Genomic DNA, 19,776 nt, shown 5'->3' on the forward strand with positions numbered 1-19,776 from the left:
TGTCTGCTTCAAAGCGGGGCGAACTATAGCGATCCCCCTTAAAGTTTGCAAGCAAAATCTAATTAAACCTATTTGTTTGCTGGTTAATTAATCGCTCCTTGGTCTAAATTGCAGATATTGATCATTTAACTGGCAAATTGCGGAATTTATAGTCTCATTTCGATAAGTCGTTGGGGATATGTGTTTGAACAGGTATAATGCTGCACTGAATTTTGTGTAACGATGACTGACTAATACATGTTTAATTTTTTTGCTGCAGCCCCTAAGGGTTTTGAATATAGCCTAGCCTCTGAATTGAAAGATTTTGGCGCTACCGATGTTAAAGAAAGCGTTGCCGGTGTGTACTTTTCTGCACCGCTTGAACTGGCATATCGGATCACCCTCTGGACCCGCTTAGCGAGCCGTATCGTATTAGTTATTTATAAAGGTGCTTGTGAATCTGCCGAGCAACTTTATAACGCAGCATATTGCATCGATTGGCCGTCGCACTTTTCACATAAAAAAACCTTTAGTATCGACTTTCACGGTACCGGTGGGTTTATCAACAACACCCAGTTTGGCGCGTTAAAAATCAAAGATGCGGTCGTAGACCGTTTTCGTGATGACGGTTCAAGTCGCCCTGATGTTGAAAGGGTAAACCCTGACTTTAAAATTGATGCGCATTTTCGTAATGGCCAATTAACCATTTCGATGAACTTTTCTGGGGCATCGTTACATCAGCGTGGTTATCGTTCAACAACAGGCGAAGCACCGTTAAAAGAAAACCTTGCAGCTAATATGTTAGTGCGCAGTGGCTGGCAAGCTAATCAAACCACTATCCTCGACCCATTTTGTGGTAGTGGCACAGTATTAATTGAAGCAGCATTAATGGCTGCCGATATTGCCCCAGGTTTAAAGCGTGAAAAGTTTGGTTTTGAAAACTGGCAAAGTCATAACAAAGCAATGTGGCAAAACGTATTTGATGAAGCTCAAGCTCGTGCAACATTAGGTAAAACACGCTGCAAGCTTAAGTTTTATGGTTCTGATATTGAAGCGCACCTCGTCTCAATTGCTAAACGTAATGCTGAAAATGCTGGCGTAGCAGAATTTATTGAGTTTACCGTTTCTGATGCATTAGATGTTTCACCGCCTGTAAGCGAAGGCTTTTTAATTTCAAACCCGCCATACGGTGAGCGTCTAGGTAATGTGACTGAGCTTTTACAGCTTTATTACCAATTAGGTGACAAGTTTAAAAAAGAGTTTGGCGGTTGGAAAATTGCCATGCTGTGTAGCGACATTGAATTATTATCGTCGCTCAAGCTTAAAGCTGACAAGCAAATGAAAATGTTTAACGGTGCACTAGAGTGTGCTTTTAACATTTACACCTTACATGCTAAAAGCACTCGTCGTGAAGCCGTTGTGCTTCCTGACGGTGTTGATATTGCCGACATCGCTCCAGCGTTTGCAAACCGCATTAAAAAGAACGTAAAGCAACTTGAAAAATGGGCTAAAAAAGAACGTATCGACAGCTATCGTTTGTATGATGCCGACTTGCCAGAATATAACGTGGCCATCGATAAATATGTTGATTACGTGGTCATTCAAGAATATTCAGCGCCAGCCACAATCCCTGAGGCTGTCACTAAGCGCCGCATCAGCGACGTGTTATTGGCATTGCCAAGTGCATTAGGTATTCATCCTGATCGCGTGACGCTAAAAACCCGCGAGCGTCAAAAAGGCACAAGCCAGTATCAAAAATTAGATGAACGTAAAGTAGAAGTCATCACCGAAGAATACGGTGCTAAATTTAAGCTTAACTTAACCGGTTATTTAGACACTGGGCTGTTTTTAGATCACCGCGTAACGCGAAAGCTTGTGGGCGACAAATCTAAAGGTAAACGCGTACTTAATTTATTTGCTTATACGGGCTCTGCGTCAGTACATGCGGCAATTGGTGGTGCAAAGTCGGTTACCACTATCGACATGTCAAATACCTACATTAATTGGGCCAAAGAAAACTTCGCGCTAAATGGTTTGTCAGGTGCTCAGTATGACTTTATCCAGGCCGATTGTTTACAGTGGATAAAAGACAATAGTCATCAACAATTTGATTTGATTTTTATTGATCCACCGACATTCTCAAACTCAAAACGCATGGAAGATAGCTGGGATGTACAGCGCGACCACGCCGAAATGTTGTCTGGGTTAATTAAACTGCTTGCACCAAACGGTGAGTTAGTTTTTTCTAACAATAAACGTAAGTTTAAAATGGACATTGACGCGCTTAAACAAGCTGGAGTCGATGTCACTAACATTGACCACTTGTGTTTGCCACTCGATTACAAGCGCAACCCGCATATTCATAATGTGTGGTTACTGACCCATGCCAAATAATATTGTGCCTTATATTTTGTATCACACAGAGGGGTGCCATCTGTGTGAAATAGCCCAATCACTTATCGAACAAACTGATATTCAGTATCACCACGTCGACATCTGTGATGACGCAAGCTTAGCAGAGCGTTATGGCATTAGCATTCCTGTGTTAGTGCAAGATGGCCGTGAATTATTTTGGCCTTTTGATGCCACACAATTACAAGATTTTATAGGAGTTTAGATTGAGTCTGGTTCGGATAAATAATGGCTCATTAGCCTACGGTTACACTCCTTTACTGCACAATGCAGATTTTACTATTGAACCCGGCGAGCGCGTTTGTATTGTTGGTCGCAATGGTGCGGGTAAATCTAGCCTAATGAAAGTGTTATCAGGTGATGTATTACTCGATGATGGCGAATTTAACATTGCTAATGACGTCAACGTTAGCCGTTTACAACAAGATCCACCAAAAGCAGAAACAGGCTCGGTATATTCTTATATTGCTGCAGGTTTAAAAGAAATTGGTGAAGCATTAGAGAAGTACCATCAGTTATCGCACGATGTGGCCGAAGCTAATCCCGATGACATGGAACGCATGCTTAATCAAATGCAGCGTATTCAGGAAGTGTTAGACCACAACAATGGTTGGCAACTAGATTCGCGCATCATCCAAAACTGTCAATTATTGGGTCTAGATCCTGACAAACCACTAAATGAGTTATCAGGTGGTTGGCAGCGAAAAGTGGCCTTGGCGCGCGCTTTAGTCGTTGAGCCCGATTTATTACTGCTCGACGAACCCACCAACCACTTAGACATTGATACCATCGAATGGTTAGAACAATTCTTATTAAACTTTAAAGGCGCCATCGTATTTGTCAGTCACGACCGTGGCTTTATTCAACGTACGGCAACCCGAATCGTCGATCTCGACCGTGGCGTTGTTACCTCATGGCCTGGTAGCTATCAAGCGTATTTAGATGGTAAGCAAGAGTGGCTTCGTGTCGAAGCTGAAAAAAATGCCCATTTTGATAAAAAATTAGCAGACGAAGAAACCTGGATCCGCCAGGGTGTTAAAGCACGACGAACTCGTAACGAAGGTCGCGTAAGAGCGTTAAAAGCATTACGAGTCGAGCGAAGTGAACGACTGAATCGTCAGGGCAATGCCAAAATGGCCGTGTCTGATACTGAGCGTTCAGGTAAGTTGGTCTTTGATGTTAAAAATGTTAATTACAATCTGCCAGACAAAGACCTAGTTAAAAACTTTAGTACCACCGTTATGCGTGGTGATCGTATTGCATTAATTGGTCCTAATGGTTGTGGTAAGTCGACTTTAATTAAATTATTGATTGAAAAGCTACAACCCCAATCGGGTGAAATTAAAGTTGGTACCAAATTAGAAGTGGCTTACTTTGACCAATATCGCGAAGCTCTTGACCCTGAAAAAACCGTTGAAGAAAACGTCGGTGAAGGCAAAAGCACCGTGACGATTAATGGTCAAGACCGCCATATTTTAAGTTACTTACAAGATTTCTTGTTTTCGCCTATGCGTGCCCGCACACCGGTTAAAGCGCTTTCTGGTGGAGAAAAGAACCGATTATTACTCGCAAGGTTGTTATTGCGCCCTGCAAACTTGATTATTCTCGACGAACCGACAAACGACCTTGATATTGAGACCTTAGAGTTGTTAGAGTCTCTGCTCACCGATTTCGAAGGTACATTATTGATCGTCAGTCACGACAGAGCATTTATTGATAATACTGTCACCAGTAGCTGGTGGTTTGCAGGTAATGGTCATTGGTCTGAATATGTAGGTGGTTACCAGGATGCAATTTCTCAGGGTGCTAAATTTTATTCTGAGGAACCAGTTGCAACTAATGTTGTCCAATCGAAACCAGTAGTAGAAACAAAACCTGTAAAAGCACCTGAAAAGGCAGCAAAAAAACTCTCTTATAAATTACAAAAAGAGTTAGAAGCACTTCCAAGCCAAATGGAAAAGCTTGAACAAGAGATAGAAACATTACAGCAAACGGTAAGCCGTGCTGATTTCTACAATCAACCAACTGATACGGTTAATAAAGCTCTGCAAACATTAGCAGAGAAAGAACAGAATTTAGAGCTGTGCTTCCAACGCTGGGAAGAACTAGAGTCAATGAAGTAAAGCATAATAAAACAGGAATGGTTACATGAAGTTAAAGTTTGATAAAGCCTTATCATTAGTCGCAATTGGCGTATTAAGTGTTATTGGTTCGGCTCAAGCCGCGTCTGTATATGAAATTGTTAACATTGAAGATTACGATTTAAATGGCACCTTAGATGGTACTCGCAATGGCTATGCAATGGCCATCAACGACGAAAATGAGCTCGTTGGTATTTCTAAAGGTAAAAATAAGCTAACTACAGACGATGTCGATGACTCTGTGATTGATGTTGAAGATGGTATTTCAGAAGCAGAAACCATTACTTATTCTGTTTATTCAGAAATTGAAGCCAACAACTTTACTTTTATTGCCAGTGATAACGCTTCAGTAGGCTCTTGGGTGCCTGAGTTCTATAGTATTGCCGGTACATTTGACCCAGCCAATGAAGATTATGATGACGATGATGAATTGATTGTAAACGATGTTGATACTTACTTTTATGGTATTAACAATAATGGTGTAAAAGTGGGTGCTTACACAGGTGAAGAGCTCACTCTAGACTACGAAGGCACAAGTACTACTCAAGAGTACTTCTATTATCGCGAATTTGAACTGCGCGGTATAGCGATTAAAAATGGCGTTGAATATCCGTTATTGCCATCATTTACTACCTATGAACGAGATCAAACTTCCGACGTTGATGCCGCCACAGTTGAGGTAGGTGGTTGGTCGCTTGCCTCAAGAGTCAATAGTGACAACTTAGTTGTGGGTTACGGTAGTACCGAGCTTTCATCAGCCAGTGAAGATCGTATTGATAACTGTATTGAAGAAGCTGAAGATACCGATGATGATAACCCAATCCCTACCGATATTTGTGTGCAAATTCTGCAATACCCTGATGAAGATTCAGGCACTCGTTATATTCAATATCAAACCCGTGGCTTTGTGTGGGAACTTGATAATTTAGATGAAGACGGCTTACCTGAAAGAACCGAATTAGAGCTTGGTCTTACGCCAGATGACGATGATACACTCATTTATACTGCACAAGGTCTTGGTATTAACTCAAACGGTGATGTAGCCGGGCGTTCGCATGTATACCGTAATGGTGATGAAGATGATTTATATTTTGATGCCGCGTACTGGACCAGAGATGAAAATGGCGATTACGAATACAATTGGGTAGAAATGGAAGACGAAGTCTACTATTCAATTGCCTATGATATCAACGATTCAGGTATTTTAGTCGGTAGTTACACTAAATACATCGATGGTTATCTTCGTAGTAAGTTCTTTACTTTTGACACCAACAACCCTGAAGAAGGCATTACCACGCCTAACGATTTCCAAACATCGTTATCAGATTTAAGCAGTAAAGGTAAAGACATCAACAACCAAGGGCAAGTAGTGGGCTATATTGAGTCGACATACGACAAAGATACCCCACGTCCTAAAGTTGGTTTTTTATACGACATGAACACTGAAGAGTTTGTTGATTTGAATGATCAATTAACATGTGAATCAAAAGGTTTTTTGCGTAACACCGATGGCGATTGGGAGCGTAATACTGTCAGCGTACAAGATGGTACCGGTGAAATTTTAACCTACGAAAGTGATATCTCAATAGTAGAAGCGAACAGCATCAACGAAGATGGCATCATTGTGGGTACCGCGTTTATCCGTAAACCTGAATATCAATACGACACTAGTGGTGATTTAATTGTTGGTGAAAATGGTTTAGCACTATTTGAATTAGACGGTAATGGCGACCCTGTGACGTCATATTTACCTCGCATGGTTGTGCTTACACCTACGGGCGGTGAAGCTTGTTCATCTACAGATGCTGAAGATGATGACGCATACGAACGTCAAGGCGCAGCAAGTTTTGGTTGGTTATTTGCTCTGCCATTTTTATGGTTACGTCGTCGAGTTAAAAAGTAACAACAATTATCGCTAAACCTTGAGCTAAAAATATTTGTTTAAGAGCTCAAAAAAATCGAGGATGTCCTCGATTTTTTTTTAATTTATTTCTCAATACCTTAATAAAAAATCCATAAAACGGTCATTTTTTTGATTGATCTTGGCTAAAAAAGCGTCTATTTCTATATGCAAGGCTTCAGCTCCATCTCGTCAAACAGAAGCCTGTAATGGAAGAGGACACATGCATGAAAAGACAGAAAAGAGATCGTTTAGACAGAGCTTTTTCAAAAGGATTTCAGGCAGGAATAGGGGGCGTTCGAAGGAGGTTTGCCCCCACTCAAATCTGGACTCTCGGTCTCAGTGGCTTGGTGGATGGCGCGAAGGAGTAGATGGCCGCCTAAGTGGATTGTTTAACAAATAACAGTCAATAAAATGCCCTCAAGATGTTTATCCGAGGGCATTATTGTATTAAAGGCTAACCCTAACGCTTTAAATATATCGATTAGAACGTAGATGTATCGCTAAAAATACCCACTTTTAAATCGGTAGCTGAATAAATCTGACGGCCATCAACTTCCATAGTTGCATCGGCAATGCCCATTACCAGTTTACGATGGATCTTACGTTTAATATTCAACTTGTAGGTTACTTTTTTAGCATCTGGTAACACCTGGCCGGTAAACTTAACCTCACCTACACCCAGAGCACGACCTTTACCTTCAGCGCCTTCCCAGCCTAAATAAAAGCCGACTAACTGCCACATTGCATCTAAGCCTAAGCAGCCTGGCATCACAGGATCTGTTTTAAAGTGGCAATCAAAAAACCATAAATCAGGAGTAATATCGAGTTCGGCAACAATTTCACCTTTACCAAATTCACCGCCATCTTCATTGATAGTAATAATGCGGTCAATCATCAACATATTATCGACAGGTAAACGCGGTCTATTATGGCCTAAAAGATTTCCGTTTCCACAGGCGATAAGTTGTTCTTTAGTAAAACTGTTAGCTTTTTCCATTTAATCCTATACCACTCTAATTAACTTTATAATGCCAACAAGATAGCGAACACGTGTAAGCTAAACAACTCCGATCACTAAATAATACGTAACCTAGCTAACAATTTAGCAAAAAAGCTCAGCTCAATATCTTCATCATCTTGTCCCGCGAGTTTATCTAATCGTTGTTGTACTAAACCATAAAGGGTTTCTGGGGCAAAGTCATTGTCTTCATTGGCAACGCCAGCCGGCATTTGCATTAAAATTTCAACGGCTTTATCCATATGTTCAATGGCATGAACATGAAATAACCCCTTATTAACTGCTTCAATTACAGCGGGTTCTAAATTAAGCTGCAGCACATTGGCTTTAGGAATAATCACCCCTTGCTCACCCGTAAGACCTCGGCGTTGGCATAAGGTATAAAATCCTTCAATCTTTTCATTCACGCCACCAATGGCTTGTACATTGCCAAACTGATCTAACGCACCCGTTACCGCTAAGCTTTGCACAATCGGTTGTTCGGCAATGGCTGACATTAAACAGCAATACTCCGCTAATGATGCACTGTCACCATCAATTTCTTGGTATGACTGTTCAAACACAATGTTAGCATTCAGGTGCAGAGGAGCATCGCGGCCAAAAATACGATATAAACAAGCTGACAAAATCATCATACCTTTAGTATGGATATTACCGCCCAATTCAGATTTTCGTTCAATGTCGGCCACTTCACCGTCGCCATAGTGGACGGATGTAGTAATACGAGCAGGCTCACCATAGGTGTAATCACCAGTATCAATGACCGTTAGACCATTAATTTGACCCACCATAGCACCTTTAGTTGGCAGATTTATGAAGTTATCATCAAAACTCTGCGCTGAATAAACTTCAGAACTATTATGACGAAACTTAAGCTTTTCGAGAGCCTTAGCGATAGCAGCGCCATTCAATAACGACTTACCAGCATACGCTTTGGCTTGAGCTAATAATTGCTTCATTTCAAGCATACTCAAACTTAATCGTTGCTGATGCTCCACAAGTCGAGAGCTATACCAAAATAAAGGTAACAAGCTCGATGCGTCTAACTCCACAGCTTCATCTTTGGCTAATACATTGAGCCATTGAACGTAAGCTGATTCAGGGTGTTGAATTAAATCAACTTCGTTACTCATTTCTGCCAGTAATGGGAAATGACGGCTAAACTTGCGATCTTCAAGCCGCAGTTGACTGTATGACAATCCCGAACCCACCAAGATTATTTTACAATTAACCGGAATAGGGGCGAGTTCACTATTAATGCGGTAATGGCCATCATGAAGGATTTGCATCAGCAAATCCCAGAGGTTCTCACGTTGCCAAATTGATTCCAAACATATAAACACCATATGATTTGACGCCAACACCCCAGGCTTATACACACTGGCTTTGTCTGTTTTCATCATTCGGCCTATTAAATCCGCCCGACGAATGGTGCCCTGTAAATAACAAGACAATGACTCTTGTTTAGCAATAATCCCCACGTTTTGCGGTGGCAATGCCGACTGCCATTTAAACTGTATCTCAGCATCGTCAGACAACTTTTTCGTTGCGACTAAATAGTTATTAGATGGCGTATCTGCCTGAGATACTAATGCCTTGATAAATAAAGGTCTATCAACACCAGCGAAGTCACCAAGAAACAAATGTTGCGACTCGATTTTGGTCATTAATTTAAATGCATCTACAGCGCGTTCTTGACCAAGCAGTAAATGACTTAAAAAATAAGTCGATGTTGCAGTTTCTGGTAAATGATATTGAGGGGCAAGTTTGGCACTAGGCAGTAACGTTGGATTCATATAGTGATAATTTGGCCATGACAGCAAAAAATAATCATTCGATATTAGCATAAAGCACAGCAAAAGCCTCAGCACATTTACGAGATAGTATAATTAGGTATACCCTGTATTTGTCGATGTTTGGACTCAAAAAGCCACTTGTTGGTGACCCCGATGCACAAAATTAAAACAGGGCGATTAAATGCTATACATTTAGACATGTTTTTTAAATTTATGGTTTACAAGTAAACGAGTTACTTATATTATTCACGCCGTTCGGAGGGATGGCAGAGTGGTCGAATGCACCGGTCTTGAAAACCGGCAACGGTTTATCCCGTTCTAGGGTTCAAATCCCTATCCCTCCGCCACATTCTAAAGTGAAAAAGCCATTGATAATCAATGGCTTTTTTGCTTTCTAGCATTTGAAAAATCATATTCTCAGACCCAAAACGGATGACTGAGACATATGTACCTATTCAGAGCCACAAATTGTACCTATTACACCCGCATGGTATTGCCTGCTTATCTTAGTGATAAAGGCTTCGCTGCCGACATCAAAGTATCCTTGCTCACTAAACAGCGCTCAATCGCGATAGGCCGTAATCTTGTCGTTGCGGGCATCTTACGGCCATTAATCAGCAACTTAACACCACAATCACAGCCAGATGCGTTTAAAGCACTGGTGAATCAATTGATTAATGATGCCCGTGCAGGCTTTATTGGGGTAACTGATACGCTTGATGATAACGCTAAGCCAGTGCGGGAAATCATTCAGTTTATTCCCACTCGGCCAGCAAAATTAGCACATAATAATGCGACATATGACAATTATTCCTTACCAACAAACTTGGCATTCTCAAAAAGTTCGGATAGTAAAAAACAAACAAATTCAGTCGCTAACGTCACGTTAACGGATGCGCTAATTAAGTTTATAGCGTCTAAACAAAAGCAGTCTGTCTCAGTGTTAACGGTAAAGCAGCTAAATCAACGTATAGGCCACTTTATTGAAAGAACTCACCTAGATGATGTATTCGACATAACCAGCGCTGAGGCGATGGAATACAAGGATTGTTTACTTGAAGAGGGTAGAAGCCACAAAAGTAACAAAGACTACTTAGCTGCGGTGTCGCAGTTCTTCAAATGGTGCAAACTGATGCGCTACACCACCGCCAACCCGTTTGATGAAGTGAAACTGTCAAAGCCAAGTAACCAAGCTGGGCATGATTTAGCGCGTCAGCGCTGGCAACCAGAGCAACTAAAACACGTACTGCAATCACAAGACTTTATCGATAAGCATCCCGACTTTAAATGGATAACACTATTGATGCTCTATCACGGTTTGCGGCCTTCAGAGGCTTGTCAGCTACACAGCAATGATATAACCGTAATCGATGGTATCAGCGTCATTCACGTGACTAATGAAGGCATGAGCCAACAACTTAAGACTGCGCAGTCAAAGCGAACCGTTCCGCTACATCAAAAGCTAATTGAGCTCGGTTTTATTGATTTCGTTCAAACCATTACTGACCGAACATCAAAAAACAGTCAATTAACAAGCAACCCGTTATTTCATTACCAACCTAGTAGTGATGGCGTTTGGTCACATAAGTTCTGCCGTGAATTTGGCAAATTACTCGACCAACTTCACTTTGTTGCAGGTAAACGACCTACAGCCTATTCATTCCGTCACACCTTTATTGATGAGCTTAAACAACTGCAAATTGAAGAGTCGATGGTGGCACAGCTTGTTGGACACGTTTATCACAACATCACCTATGGACGATACGGCAAGCAATATGATGTGAAAACACTAAAACCAGTGGTGGATAAAGTTGAGTACGCGCTGAATTTGTTTCTGCCAATATAAAAGTGGGATTATATGAGAGGATTTTTGCTGAAAATATCAACTGTAGAGGGTTAATCATGACAACAATCAGTAAAACCTGAGTGACTTGATACGCCAAAATTTGCTCTCACAGAACCAATAATCAGCCTGAGAAATGATGAAACCTACCAGCGGCATCATTTCTCAGCAGCACTTATCAAATCCTACGGGCGTAAATCGATAATAAATCTTGTTGAGAAATCGATTTTTCACCTTTTTTCGCGTTAATTTCGCGTAACTTTTCACGTAAAGAAGGCAATTTAAACTGCTTCGCACTCAGTGAGTGCGAAGCCAAAGCAGCCCACTTATTAAGTGGGACTACAACGTAACCCGGTACGCTAGTATCCCACTTTTTGTTCCAAAAAGGTCGGATACTAGCTACGGGCAAAGGGAGTACCCCTTTGAACCCCAACAGCCACATGCTGCGCATGTGAAATAAGCTAAATGTAATATAAAAATATCTGTGAGTTTGAATGTCTTAAGTTATTTTTTATCATATTTTTAAATAAAATCTCGCTAAATTAGCCATTTAGGTAATTGATTTGTCACTTATACTAATTTAGCTTACAAAGCGGTAAGCAATTTTATCGATCAAGTACGTTTTTTATAAAACTGAACTTCCAGTACTTTTTCGCTGTTTTACATCAATAAGGCAAGGAGTTAATTATCTATTAATTCAATTGCTTATATGCTAAATTTATCGAGGTTCCGTTAAATGAATTTTATACGGAACTGCACTAACTATCGTTTTCGACCCAAATCGGGTATTAACTTACTCTCACTTCGATCGATTACCAAAAATTTAAAAGGGTTTTAGAATGCACCTGCACAATGTTCATATTAAAAACATCAAGCAAGCTAATGAAGACGATAGATTAGCTATATTTGTCGGTGCAGGTATATCAAAAAGCTCTGATACTGATTATTTAAGCCTGCCTTCGTGGAGTGATCTAATAACTGAACTAAAGTCAGATTTAGCGATAACTGAAGAGCTAGATTATTTAAAACTAGCTCAACTATATTATCTTGAGTTTGGAGAGCAGACATACAACCAAACATTGAAGAAATATTTTCCTGAAGACATCACCCCATCGAGTTTACATCGCACGATTTTGAAGGTAAGCCCTCGCGTAATAATAACTACGAACTGGGACTCCATCATTGAAAATGCAATAGAGCAGGAAGGCTATTTATACGATACGATATGCACGGACAAGGATTTAGTCAGTTCAACCAGTCCGAATAAATTTATTAAAATCCATGGTGATTTTAAAAATCACAATATAGTTTTCAAAGAAGATGACTACCTCAATTATTCAAGAAATTTCCCGCTAATAGAAAACAACATAAAGTCTATATTTTCAACACATACAGTTCTGTTTTTAGGGTATTCCTATAACGACATTAACCTTAAACACATAATGAAGTGGATGCAAAGTCATTCTAGTTCAGCTCCCCCGATGTATTTGGTAAATTTCAAAACAGACAAGCCTCAAGAAAGCTACTTGAGAAATCATGGGATCACCACATTAGTGCTAGATAGTGAAAGCTATTCTATTGATGAAATTCAGCATTTAGAGAAAAGATCAGCGCTAACTCAATCTTTTTTAACATATATTATGCAAGATGATAGAGCAGTAGACCCGAACGATGAGCAGGAAGTTATCAGTTTCATATACGAGCGTATACAGCATCTAAAACAGCTAAGCTCAATAACTCATAATCAAATACGGGGAGCGATAACAAACTGTGGGTTTCGTTACGATGACGATGGTTTAAGTATATTGGAGTTATTCAAGACCCAAGGGGTCCTGACTACGGACAACTGCAATACCACCCGATTGCTTCACGAAAAATTCTTGGAAATTCTATCCCGCATAGATTTGTTTTGTGAAGATGAAAAAGAGAAGTTTTACAGAAAAAATTCAAGACTTACGGACGTCCTTTCTATCTTAGCTCTAGCTAATATCAAGGGTGTTATTTTACCCAACGATAATGATAGCGGGAAAATAATGTACTTTGTGAACGAGAAAATAGGTTCAGCTCAAAACCTAGAACAGCAAGATAGGAAACACATATCTTTTTCAGAATATGAATGCAAAAGTAATGATTTTATAAAATTTTTGTCATCAGAATCTTATGAACGCTATAAATTTGGTGAAGATGAATTAGCATTTAAGAAAAATTCTGAACTTATTCTTGCCTGTAAAAGGCACAAAATATACTCAATGCTATTGATAGCGCTATTTAATAAAAACTCGATTTTATGGAGGCTAAAGTACTCTTTTTATAAAGAAAATAGAAAAGAATTTGAAAAGGAAACGGAAGTAGAGCTTCAAGATGAATTTTTTAAATTTCCAAAATCAGAGATAAAAAAGAATCAAGTCTTGTATGATTTTTTGGCCTTGCACTCTGTTCATCAAAAAGCAAATGAGTGTACAAAAAAGATACTTGAACTCACAAAAACCGTTGAAAGTATAAAAGCTGGAGGAATGAGTTTTAACAACAATGCAGATGAACCAACTTCCACACACATAAACCTATTAATGTTTGCGTTGAAAAATCACATAATGATTGATCAGCATGCCCCATACAAAGCGGTTATGAGAGACTTCGTCAAGATTTCCGTACTCCGTCAATCACTCAAAGAAATAGTAAAGCTCAATCAATATGAGTTTTACTCAGCCATCCAATTTTACTCATCAAAAGAGCTACAGTCAGAGCTTAGAGTATTTTCTAAAAATGAGGGTTCCAATCAACTTCGTCTAAACGCTAGTGATGAGTGTTCAGAATGGATTGTTTCTACCATTTTGCCAAACTTAACCGACCGGTTGATAAAAGATCGAAGTTTATCCGACGGTCATGAAACTAAATTTGCAAACAGCGTGCGATTACTTGCATTTCTTGATTTGAGTGACACTCATATTTCAAAAGTTATGAGTGAGTTTTCCCGATTAATTACGAGTAGTTCAACAACTATCGGGATTTACGAGGCAATAAATGAATTTTTAGCACACCAATATAGTTTATTTAAGCGGGAGATCGAAACTGACGTTTTGATAAATATATTAAACACAGTAATCGACAAAATCACTTCCCAAACAGCCCATGGTTGGGATCAGCATGCGATACTCAATGGATCTATAGGCAATTTATACGGTTATATTGGGGTAGTAAAAGGCGAATATACTGATAAGGACCGAGTCCGCCGGCTGGTGTCTGAACTTGAAACTTACAAACCAGAAGATCAGCGTAAGTTTTCGAGATCTCTGCTTTACAGCATCTTTAATATTTCGAACGCTAATGTTCGAAATATTATTAAGAAATTCATTGAAGGAGTCATTTCTCAGCCTAAAACAAAAGGCATAGATGATTGGGAGTTTGAATTTTGGTCAGTCGCAGTGGATTTTAAAGATTTTGAGACAGAGACTGTTAAGAAGCTAGATGAATATTTAGAACAGTTTCGTGATGGAAAATCGTTTTCATCACAGCTATATTCACTCAAAAGATTAACTCAGCATTTAATAAGTAAGAAAGGAATTGACGAGCTAGAAAGTTTAAATAAAGAGCTAGGTGATCTAATTGAGCGTTACAAACGTTGGCCAAACAGGTCATCAATTTGAGTAAACGTAGAAATAGAAGTGACATTAAAACTTAGATCATTTCCGTAGGGTTGGTTTAGTAAGATAAGAGACTATGACTTTCTTGACAACGTACTCGATAAATACTTAAATGTCATATACCGACTACGAATGTTCACTTTCTGAGATGTGATTTTTCGATTAGTCGTTGATTATAATGAATTTTAATTTTATTTTGTGGCTGGTTTCTTGGGTTCAAATCCCTATCCCTCCGCCACATTAAATACGAGAAAAGCCGTTGATTATCAACGGCTTTTTTTGTTTCTGGCGTTTGAGGGGCTCTCCATAAGGATTGACTCAGACAATGTATCTTTATAGAGCGCCAAATAACGTGTATTTCACACGTATCTGTTTAGCCAAGTCGCTACGCGATAAAGGCTTTCCTTTTGATGTAAAAGTGTCGTTGCTGACTCGAGATAGAGCAGAAGCGGTCATCCGTAATATTGATGTTGCCGGAACACTCAAAAAAATCATTAAGTCTATTGACCATAAAACCCGTATTAATGACTTTATTCGTTACGTTGATGAAGTGATTAACAGCCTCAGAAGCTCAGTTTGATGCTGATGATTCTGATATTACGTTCAACATCACGCCGAAACCTCATTCCATCCCAATCAGAGAGACTAAATTGTCTCAGCATCGTGAAACTACCGCTGTGGCGCAAGCAAAGCCTGTTATTGGGTTAAACGAAGCATTAAGCGCATTTATTATTTCAAAACAAAAATCAGCCATTAGGCCGCTCTCTATTAAGCAGCTTGAGCAGCGTACTCGACATTTTATTGATACCGTATCATCAAAATCAGCTCTTAAAACCAAGCTTAAAACTGATGATAAATGTGTGCATGACATCACCAGTGCTGATGCGATGACCTATCGCGATGCTTTACTGACTCAAGGCCGAAGCTACAAAAGCAATAAAGAATACTTAGCTGCCATATTTCAGTTCTTTAAGTGGTGCCAATTAATGAACTATTGCAACCACAACCCGTTTGAAAGCGTTACTGTCGGACAAAAACCAAAAGCTAAACCGAATCAAGCTAGAGACCGCTGGACGCACATTGAACTTAAACGCCTACTTCGCAGCTCATCATTCAAGGCTTCAACAACCGATTTCAAGTGGGTCACCCGTTTGATGCTTTATGGTGGTTTAAGGCTCTCAGAAGCCTGCCAGCTCAAACCAGCCGATATCAAGCTAATTGATGGCATACACTGCATTAGCGTTGATGACAGTGGTGCAGTACAACGATTAAAGAACCTCAATGCCAAACGTTATGTGCCCATTCACAAATACTTGCTTGAGCAAGGCTTTATTGCATTTGTTGAGCAAAGAAAATCAACTCATACTCAGCTGTTTGATTATAAACCTGTTGGCATCATTGAAGATTGGTCAAAAACCTACTGTAAACAGCTCGCTAAGCTTCAAACCGAAATCGGCATGCAAGCGAATAAGCGTCCAACCGCATACGGCCTAAGACACACGTTTATTGATGAAATGAAGCAGTTGGATATCAGCGAGCATATCGTGGCGCAAATCGTCGGTCACGCTAATCCCAACATCACTTTCAGTCGTTACGGCAAAGATGTAAACGTTGCTGCATTGCTGAAGGATATTGAGAGAATTGAATATCAAATTTGATGATCGGGTGTGGTTAATAAATAAACTTCAAACCTAAATTAACAATCTGTCTCGATTGGCAGTAACAGTGTCAGTTGAGGCACAAACACTGCCAAAGCTGTAATTATTTCGCTACAGCAGAGAGCGAAATATAATGGTATTGAAAATGGCTCGCAGTCAGTGAGTGCGAAGAAAAACTTATAAATCAAACAAGCGTTTCAAACATTGATTTTTTTATAAATTGTCTTAAATACTCTGCAACCCAGCACGAATCAGCTACAGGGTAGTGCGAAACAAACCTTTTCGCTCTCACTGAGAGCGAAATTAGTTCGTATAAAAGAGTGAGTAAGTAGTTTTAACTGTATCTCTATTTTGGGAGATATAGGGATTCTGCATGAAACCAGCTAAAACGTTTATGCCCCAATACGTGTTTGGAATATGGCCTGTGGCCACTAACGTCGTGGCGCTTCGCCCACACCAGACCAAGAGGAAATCAACGGCTGTTCCCTCTTGGATCTCCCAGCCGCCCCGCAACATTTTCAAACAGCGAAAAGGTCGCCATGGGGGGGAATCCAGCTTTTGACTTAGTTTTAGTGTTCTTCGGCCTTATTCGAAAATGCTAACGCTTCCGATAGGCCATCCTTGGCCAACGAAAGCTAGCCTGACGTCCTGTCAGGCTCACGCTATTTTCTTCAACGGTCTCAAGTTCAGAGTTGAATTACACCCGTTGAAAGTAAAGTATTAACTCATTTCTGCCCATTCCTTGTTAGATAAAATCCAATTTAAACTTTGCTCGAACATAGTTATCGCTAATTTATGAAAGCACCCTTTTGATATAAATTTATCTACGATTAACATCATAAAATCTTTGCGACAGCATACTGTGTTTTTACACAGTTATAATTCATTTGTGTTAAAACAACAGTGTTGTTTCTCGTTATGTAATTGCGAAAATTCTCGGTTTCACTTAAAAGACAATGCTATCCAATTGAATTAGCTTGTTTTTGTTAATATATCTGCTCTACATAACGAGTTTGTATTATTCTCAGTTATCTAAATTCTCGCTTTTGCCTAGACTAAAAGGTGATTGATTTGGGTTATTTAAGCTGATAAGTTACTAAAATTATTAATAATTAAAGCAGTATGGATGTTGAGTTTTGGTGAGCTTCTCAGGATGTTTATCGGAATTCTCGCTAATACGCTGTTACACGTCATGATTAAACGAACCATCGCTATTTTATTATTAGCCTTTGCAACTTATTGCTTCGGAGGGAATGTGCAAGAAGGAAAAGACGAATCACAAGAATTAATGGATGCAACTTTACTTCTTGCGGAAAAGCTATTAACTGAACACGGTGAATTTTTCCCTTACGGTGGTGCTATGACACCTGAAGGGAAAATTGTAAGCGTGGCAGCATATGATGACGACGAACACCCTCCATCAGCGGAAGTCATCGATATGTTGCAAAAAGCATTTCAAACCGCCGCAAAAAACAAAGAGTACAAAGCCACTACCTCGTTTACGATGTTAGAGTCCAGTTACCCAATGGCGAACCTTCTGATGCTATAGCTATCGCCTTAGATCACGAATCTGGTTATTCAGTTGTAGTTTTACTACCGTACGCTATAAATGGCGGCCAGCTTCAATATGGTGAAATTTCAGCACAAGCAGGCGAAGGTAATGTCTTCCAGTAGCAAGCAACGTGTAATCGGGTAGCCGGAGGTATCTAACCTCCAGCCCCCACACCACCCTGCATGCGGCTCCGCACAGGGCGGTTCATTTAGAACCCCTAACTAAACTTTCTGGTTAGGATAATGAACTGCGATCCATCCATCTCTTAGTGAATATAATCCTGCTTTCTTCAGATACTCATTACTCAGTGCTTGCTGTATCCCCGGTGTTTTAGAGCTACGCCAAGAGCCTTTACTTGTGATACCACAAGCAACAGCGGCTTGGATCCTGACGCCACGCTTAAGTAAATTTTGCACCTTAGTCCGTGGTTTTCGCCACTGACGCCAGTAGCACATACGTATGCGACGACGGATCCAATGGTCTAAATCGACACATCCTTGGTAAGCATTGGCTATGCCAAAGTAGTTGATCCAGCCTTGCATGTACTGCCGCACTTTAAACAATTGATATCCCATACTAACTCCCCAATTTCGGTTCGTCAGTCGTCTCATCTTTTGTTTGAAAATGCGTAATGTTTTAGCATGCCACTGGATCTTTCCTCGGTTAAATGTAAACCCAAGAAACTTGCTTTGACCGACCTTAACCACTTGGCTTTTCTGTTCATTAACGGCCAGTTTTAGCTTAGTGGCCAGATATTGAGTAATGCTCTTGAGTACCCGCTCTCCTGCTCGAATAGACTTTACCAAAATGATGAAGTCGTCCGCGTAGCGGGCGAATTTATGCCCTCGGCTTTCCAGCTCTTTATCCAGACTATCCAGCATAATGTTAGAGAGTAATGGCGAGAGTGAGCCGCCTTGAGGCACGCCTTCAAAGCTTGCTTCAAATTGGCCATTGACCATCACACCAGCTCGAAGGTATTTACCAATAAGCGCCAACAGACGCTTATCCTGCACCTTGCTTCTAAGTTGAGTCATCAAGAGATCATGATTAACTCGGTCAAAGAACTTAGACAGATCAACATCGACGGCAAATTTGCGTTTTTGTTTGATGATATCCCTTACTTGCAGTACCGCTTGTTTGGCATTTCTGTTCGGCCTAAAGCCAAAGCTGTTGGTCGAGAAGAATGGGTCAAACAGTGGCGTGAGTATTTGAGCAATGGCTTGCTGTATCACACGGTCAATGACGTTAGGGATCCCCAATTTGCGTTTACCGCCATCGGGTTTGTCGATCTCTACGCGCCTGACCGCTGAGGGTTGGTATTCACCTCGCTCTAATTGAGATTTATACTGTTGCCAGCCGCCTTGTTGCATCCAGAGCGGGAAGGCTTCGATGGTCATGCCATCGATGCCCGCCGCGCCTTTATTGGCTTTAACTTGACGCCAAGCTCGGTGTAGATTTTCAGGTTCGAGCAGTTGTTGGAATAAATCGCTGTTGAAGGCCGGTTGCATATCAATACGCTGCTGATAGTAATCGTCTGGCGACGTAGTGGGTATCGACAAGTTTGACAAGACTCCTCCTTCTTCTAAATGTTCAGGCCTTCACCATATCCCAACCATTACGATGGGCGTTGGGCTACTATGCCGTCTGCTGACTTCTGCTTAATCACATGCCAAGTTACCCCGTCATGCGCTATCGGTTTCCATCTGGTTCGCTCTTTTCAGTCGATGAAGTTGAAAAGCCAAGGCACTTATAAACCAGAGCCTTACTGGTTAATGACCGATCGCGTGTTAAACAGATCTCCCCAGATAAGAACATGAACTTTCTTTGCACTGC

13 protein-coding genes, 1 tRNA gene and 1 pseudogene are annotated in these 19,776 nt (G+C 40.4%); 11 read left to right on the top strand and 4 right to left on the bottom strand.

Annotation, left to right across the window (positions count from 1 at the left end):
- Positions 1 to 237 precede the first annotated feature (237 nt).
- The 5 genes and pseudogenes from rlmKL to rmf all read left to right on the top strand — a co-directional run bounded on the left by rlmKL (position 238) and on the right by rmf (position 6,835).
- A complete protein-coding gene (gene rlmKL / locus N4T56_RS04670; protein WP_261732394.1) occupies positions 238 to 2,373 on the top strand; it encodes a bifunctional 23S rRNA (guanine(2069)-N(7))-methyltransferase RlmK/23S rRNA (guanine(2445)-N(2))-methyltransferase RlmL in 2,136 nt (711 codons plus the stop codon).
- A complete protein-coding gene (locus tag N4T56_RS04675) occupies positions 2,363 to 2,596 on the top strand; it encodes a glutaredoxin family protein (protein WP_261732395.1) in 234 nt (77 codons plus the stop codon). The genes rlmKL and N4T56_RS04675 overlap by 11 nt, the downstream gene beginning before the upstream one ends.
- A gap of 1 nt (position 2,597) precedes the next feature.
- The gene (locus tag N4T56_RS04680; RefSeq protein ID WP_261732396.1) at positions 2,598 to 4,514 is read left to right on the top strand and encodes an ABC transporter ATP-binding protein; all 1,917 of its coding nucleotides are present in this window, start codon (positions 2,598 to 2,600) and stop codon (positions 4,512 to 4,514) included.
- Between the two features lie 25 nt (positions 4,515 to 4,539).
- On the top strand, positions 4,540 to 6,435 hold the full coding sequence (locus tag N4T56_RS04685; RefSeq protein WP_261732397.1) for a DUF3466 family protein: 1,896 nt from the start codon (positions 4,540 to 4,542) through the stop codon (positions 6,433 to 6,435).
- Positions 6,436 to 6,659: 224 nt separating this feature from the next.
- Positions 6,660 to 6,835, top strand: a pseudogene (rmf, locus tag N4T56_RS04690) (ribosome modulation factor).
- An 81-nt stretch (positions 6,836 to 6,916) separates the two neighbouring features.
- Here the strand turns inward: rmf and fabA are convergent.
- Together fabA and N4T56_RS04700 are read right to left on the bottom strand one after the other, a co-directional pair.
- Positions 6,917 to 7,432 carry a bifunctional 3-hydroxydecanoyl-ACP dehydratase/trans-2-decenoyl-ACP isomerase gene (gene fabA / locus N4T56_RS04695; protein WP_261732398.1) on the bottom strand — a complete coding sequence of 172 codons (516 nt, stop codon included), beginning with the start codon at positions 7,430 to 7,432 and terminating at the stop codon, positions 6,917 to 6,919.
- 77 nt (positions 7,433 to 7,509) lie between these two features.
- Positions 7,510 to 9,249 carry a S16 family serine protease gene (locus N4T56_RS04700; protein WP_261734750.1) on the bottom strand — a complete coding sequence of 580 codons (1,740 nt, stop codon included), beginning with the start codon at positions 9,247 to 9,249 and terminating at the stop codon, positions 7,510 to 7,512.
- Positions 9,250 to 9,506: 257 nt separating this feature from the next.
- On the opposite strand from N4T56_RS04700, the gene N4T56_RS04705 reads away from it, so the two are divergent.
- Together N4T56_RS04705 and N4T56_RS04710 are read left to right on the top strand one after the other, a co-directional pair.
- Positions 9,507 to 9,596, top strand: a tRNA-Ser gene (locus tag N4T56_RS04705).
- Between the two features lie 98 nt (positions 9,597 to 9,694).
- On the top strand, positions 9,695 to 11,095 hold the full coding sequence (locus tag N4T56_RS04710) for a site-specific integrase (protein ID WP_261732399.1): 1,401 nt from the start codon (positions 9,695 to 9,697) through the stop codon (positions 11,093 to 11,095).
- 175 nt (positions 11,096 to 11,270) lie between these two features.
- Here N4T56_RS04710 and N4T56_RS04715 read toward each other — a convergent pair whose 3' ends face one another.
- Positions 11,271 to 11,501 carry a hypothetical protein gene (locus tag N4T56_RS04715; protein WP_261732400.1) on the bottom strand — a complete coding sequence of 77 codons (231 nt, stop codon included), beginning with the start codon at positions 11,499 to 11,501 and terminating at the stop codon, positions 11,271 to 11,273.
- Positions 11,502 to 11,931: 430 nt separating this feature from the next.
- On the opposite strand from N4T56_RS04715, the gene N4T56_RS04720 reads away from it, so the two are divergent.
- From N4T56_RS04720 to N4T56_RS04735, 4 genes are all read left to right on the top strand, one after another.
- On the top strand, positions 11,932 to 14,736 hold the full coding sequence (locus N4T56_RS04720; RefSeq protein WP_261732401.1) for an SIR2 family protein: 2,805 nt from the start codon (positions 11,932 to 11,934) through the stop codon (positions 14,734 to 14,736).
- A gap of 322 nt (positions 14,737 to 15,058) precedes the next feature.
- Complete coding sequence (locus tag N4T56_RS04725) at positions 15,059 to 15,313, top strand: hypothetical protein (RefSeq protein ID WP_261732402.1); 255 nt, start codon at positions 15,059 to 15,061, stop codon at positions 15,311 to 15,313.
- Between the two features lie 70 nt (positions 15,314 to 15,383).
- The gene (locus N4T56_RS04730) at positions 15,384 to 16,391 is read left to right on the top strand and encodes a tyrosine-type recombinase/integrase (RefSeq protein WP_261732403.1); all 1,008 of its coding nucleotides are present in this window, start codon (positions 15,384 to 15,386) and stop codon (positions 16,389 to 16,391) included.
- 1,126 nt (positions 16,392 to 17,517) lie between these two features.
- Complete coding sequence (locus N4T56_RS04735; RefSeq protein WP_261732404.1) at positions 17,518 to 17,940, top strand: hypothetical protein; 423 nt, start codon at positions 17,518 to 17,520, stop codon at positions 17,938 to 17,940.
- Between the two features lie 224 nt (positions 17,941 to 18,164).
- Here the strand turns inward: N4T56_RS04735 and ltrA are convergent, their stop codons facing one another.
- Positions 18,165 to 19,511: a group II intron reverse transcriptase/maturase gene (ltrA, locus tag N4T56_RS04740; protein ID WP_261732405.1), complete on the bottom strand. Its 1,347-nt coding sequence runs from the start codon at positions 19,509 to 19,511 to the stop codon at positions 18,165 to 18,167.
- Between the last annotated feature and the right edge of the window lie 265 nt (positions 19,512 to 19,776).

This window comes from Shewanella phaeophyticola, assembly GCF_025398315.1.
GTDB classification, from domain to species: domain Bacteria; phylum Pseudomonadota; class Gammaproteobacteria; order Enterobacterales; family Shewanellaceae; genus Shewanella; species Shewanella phaeophyticola.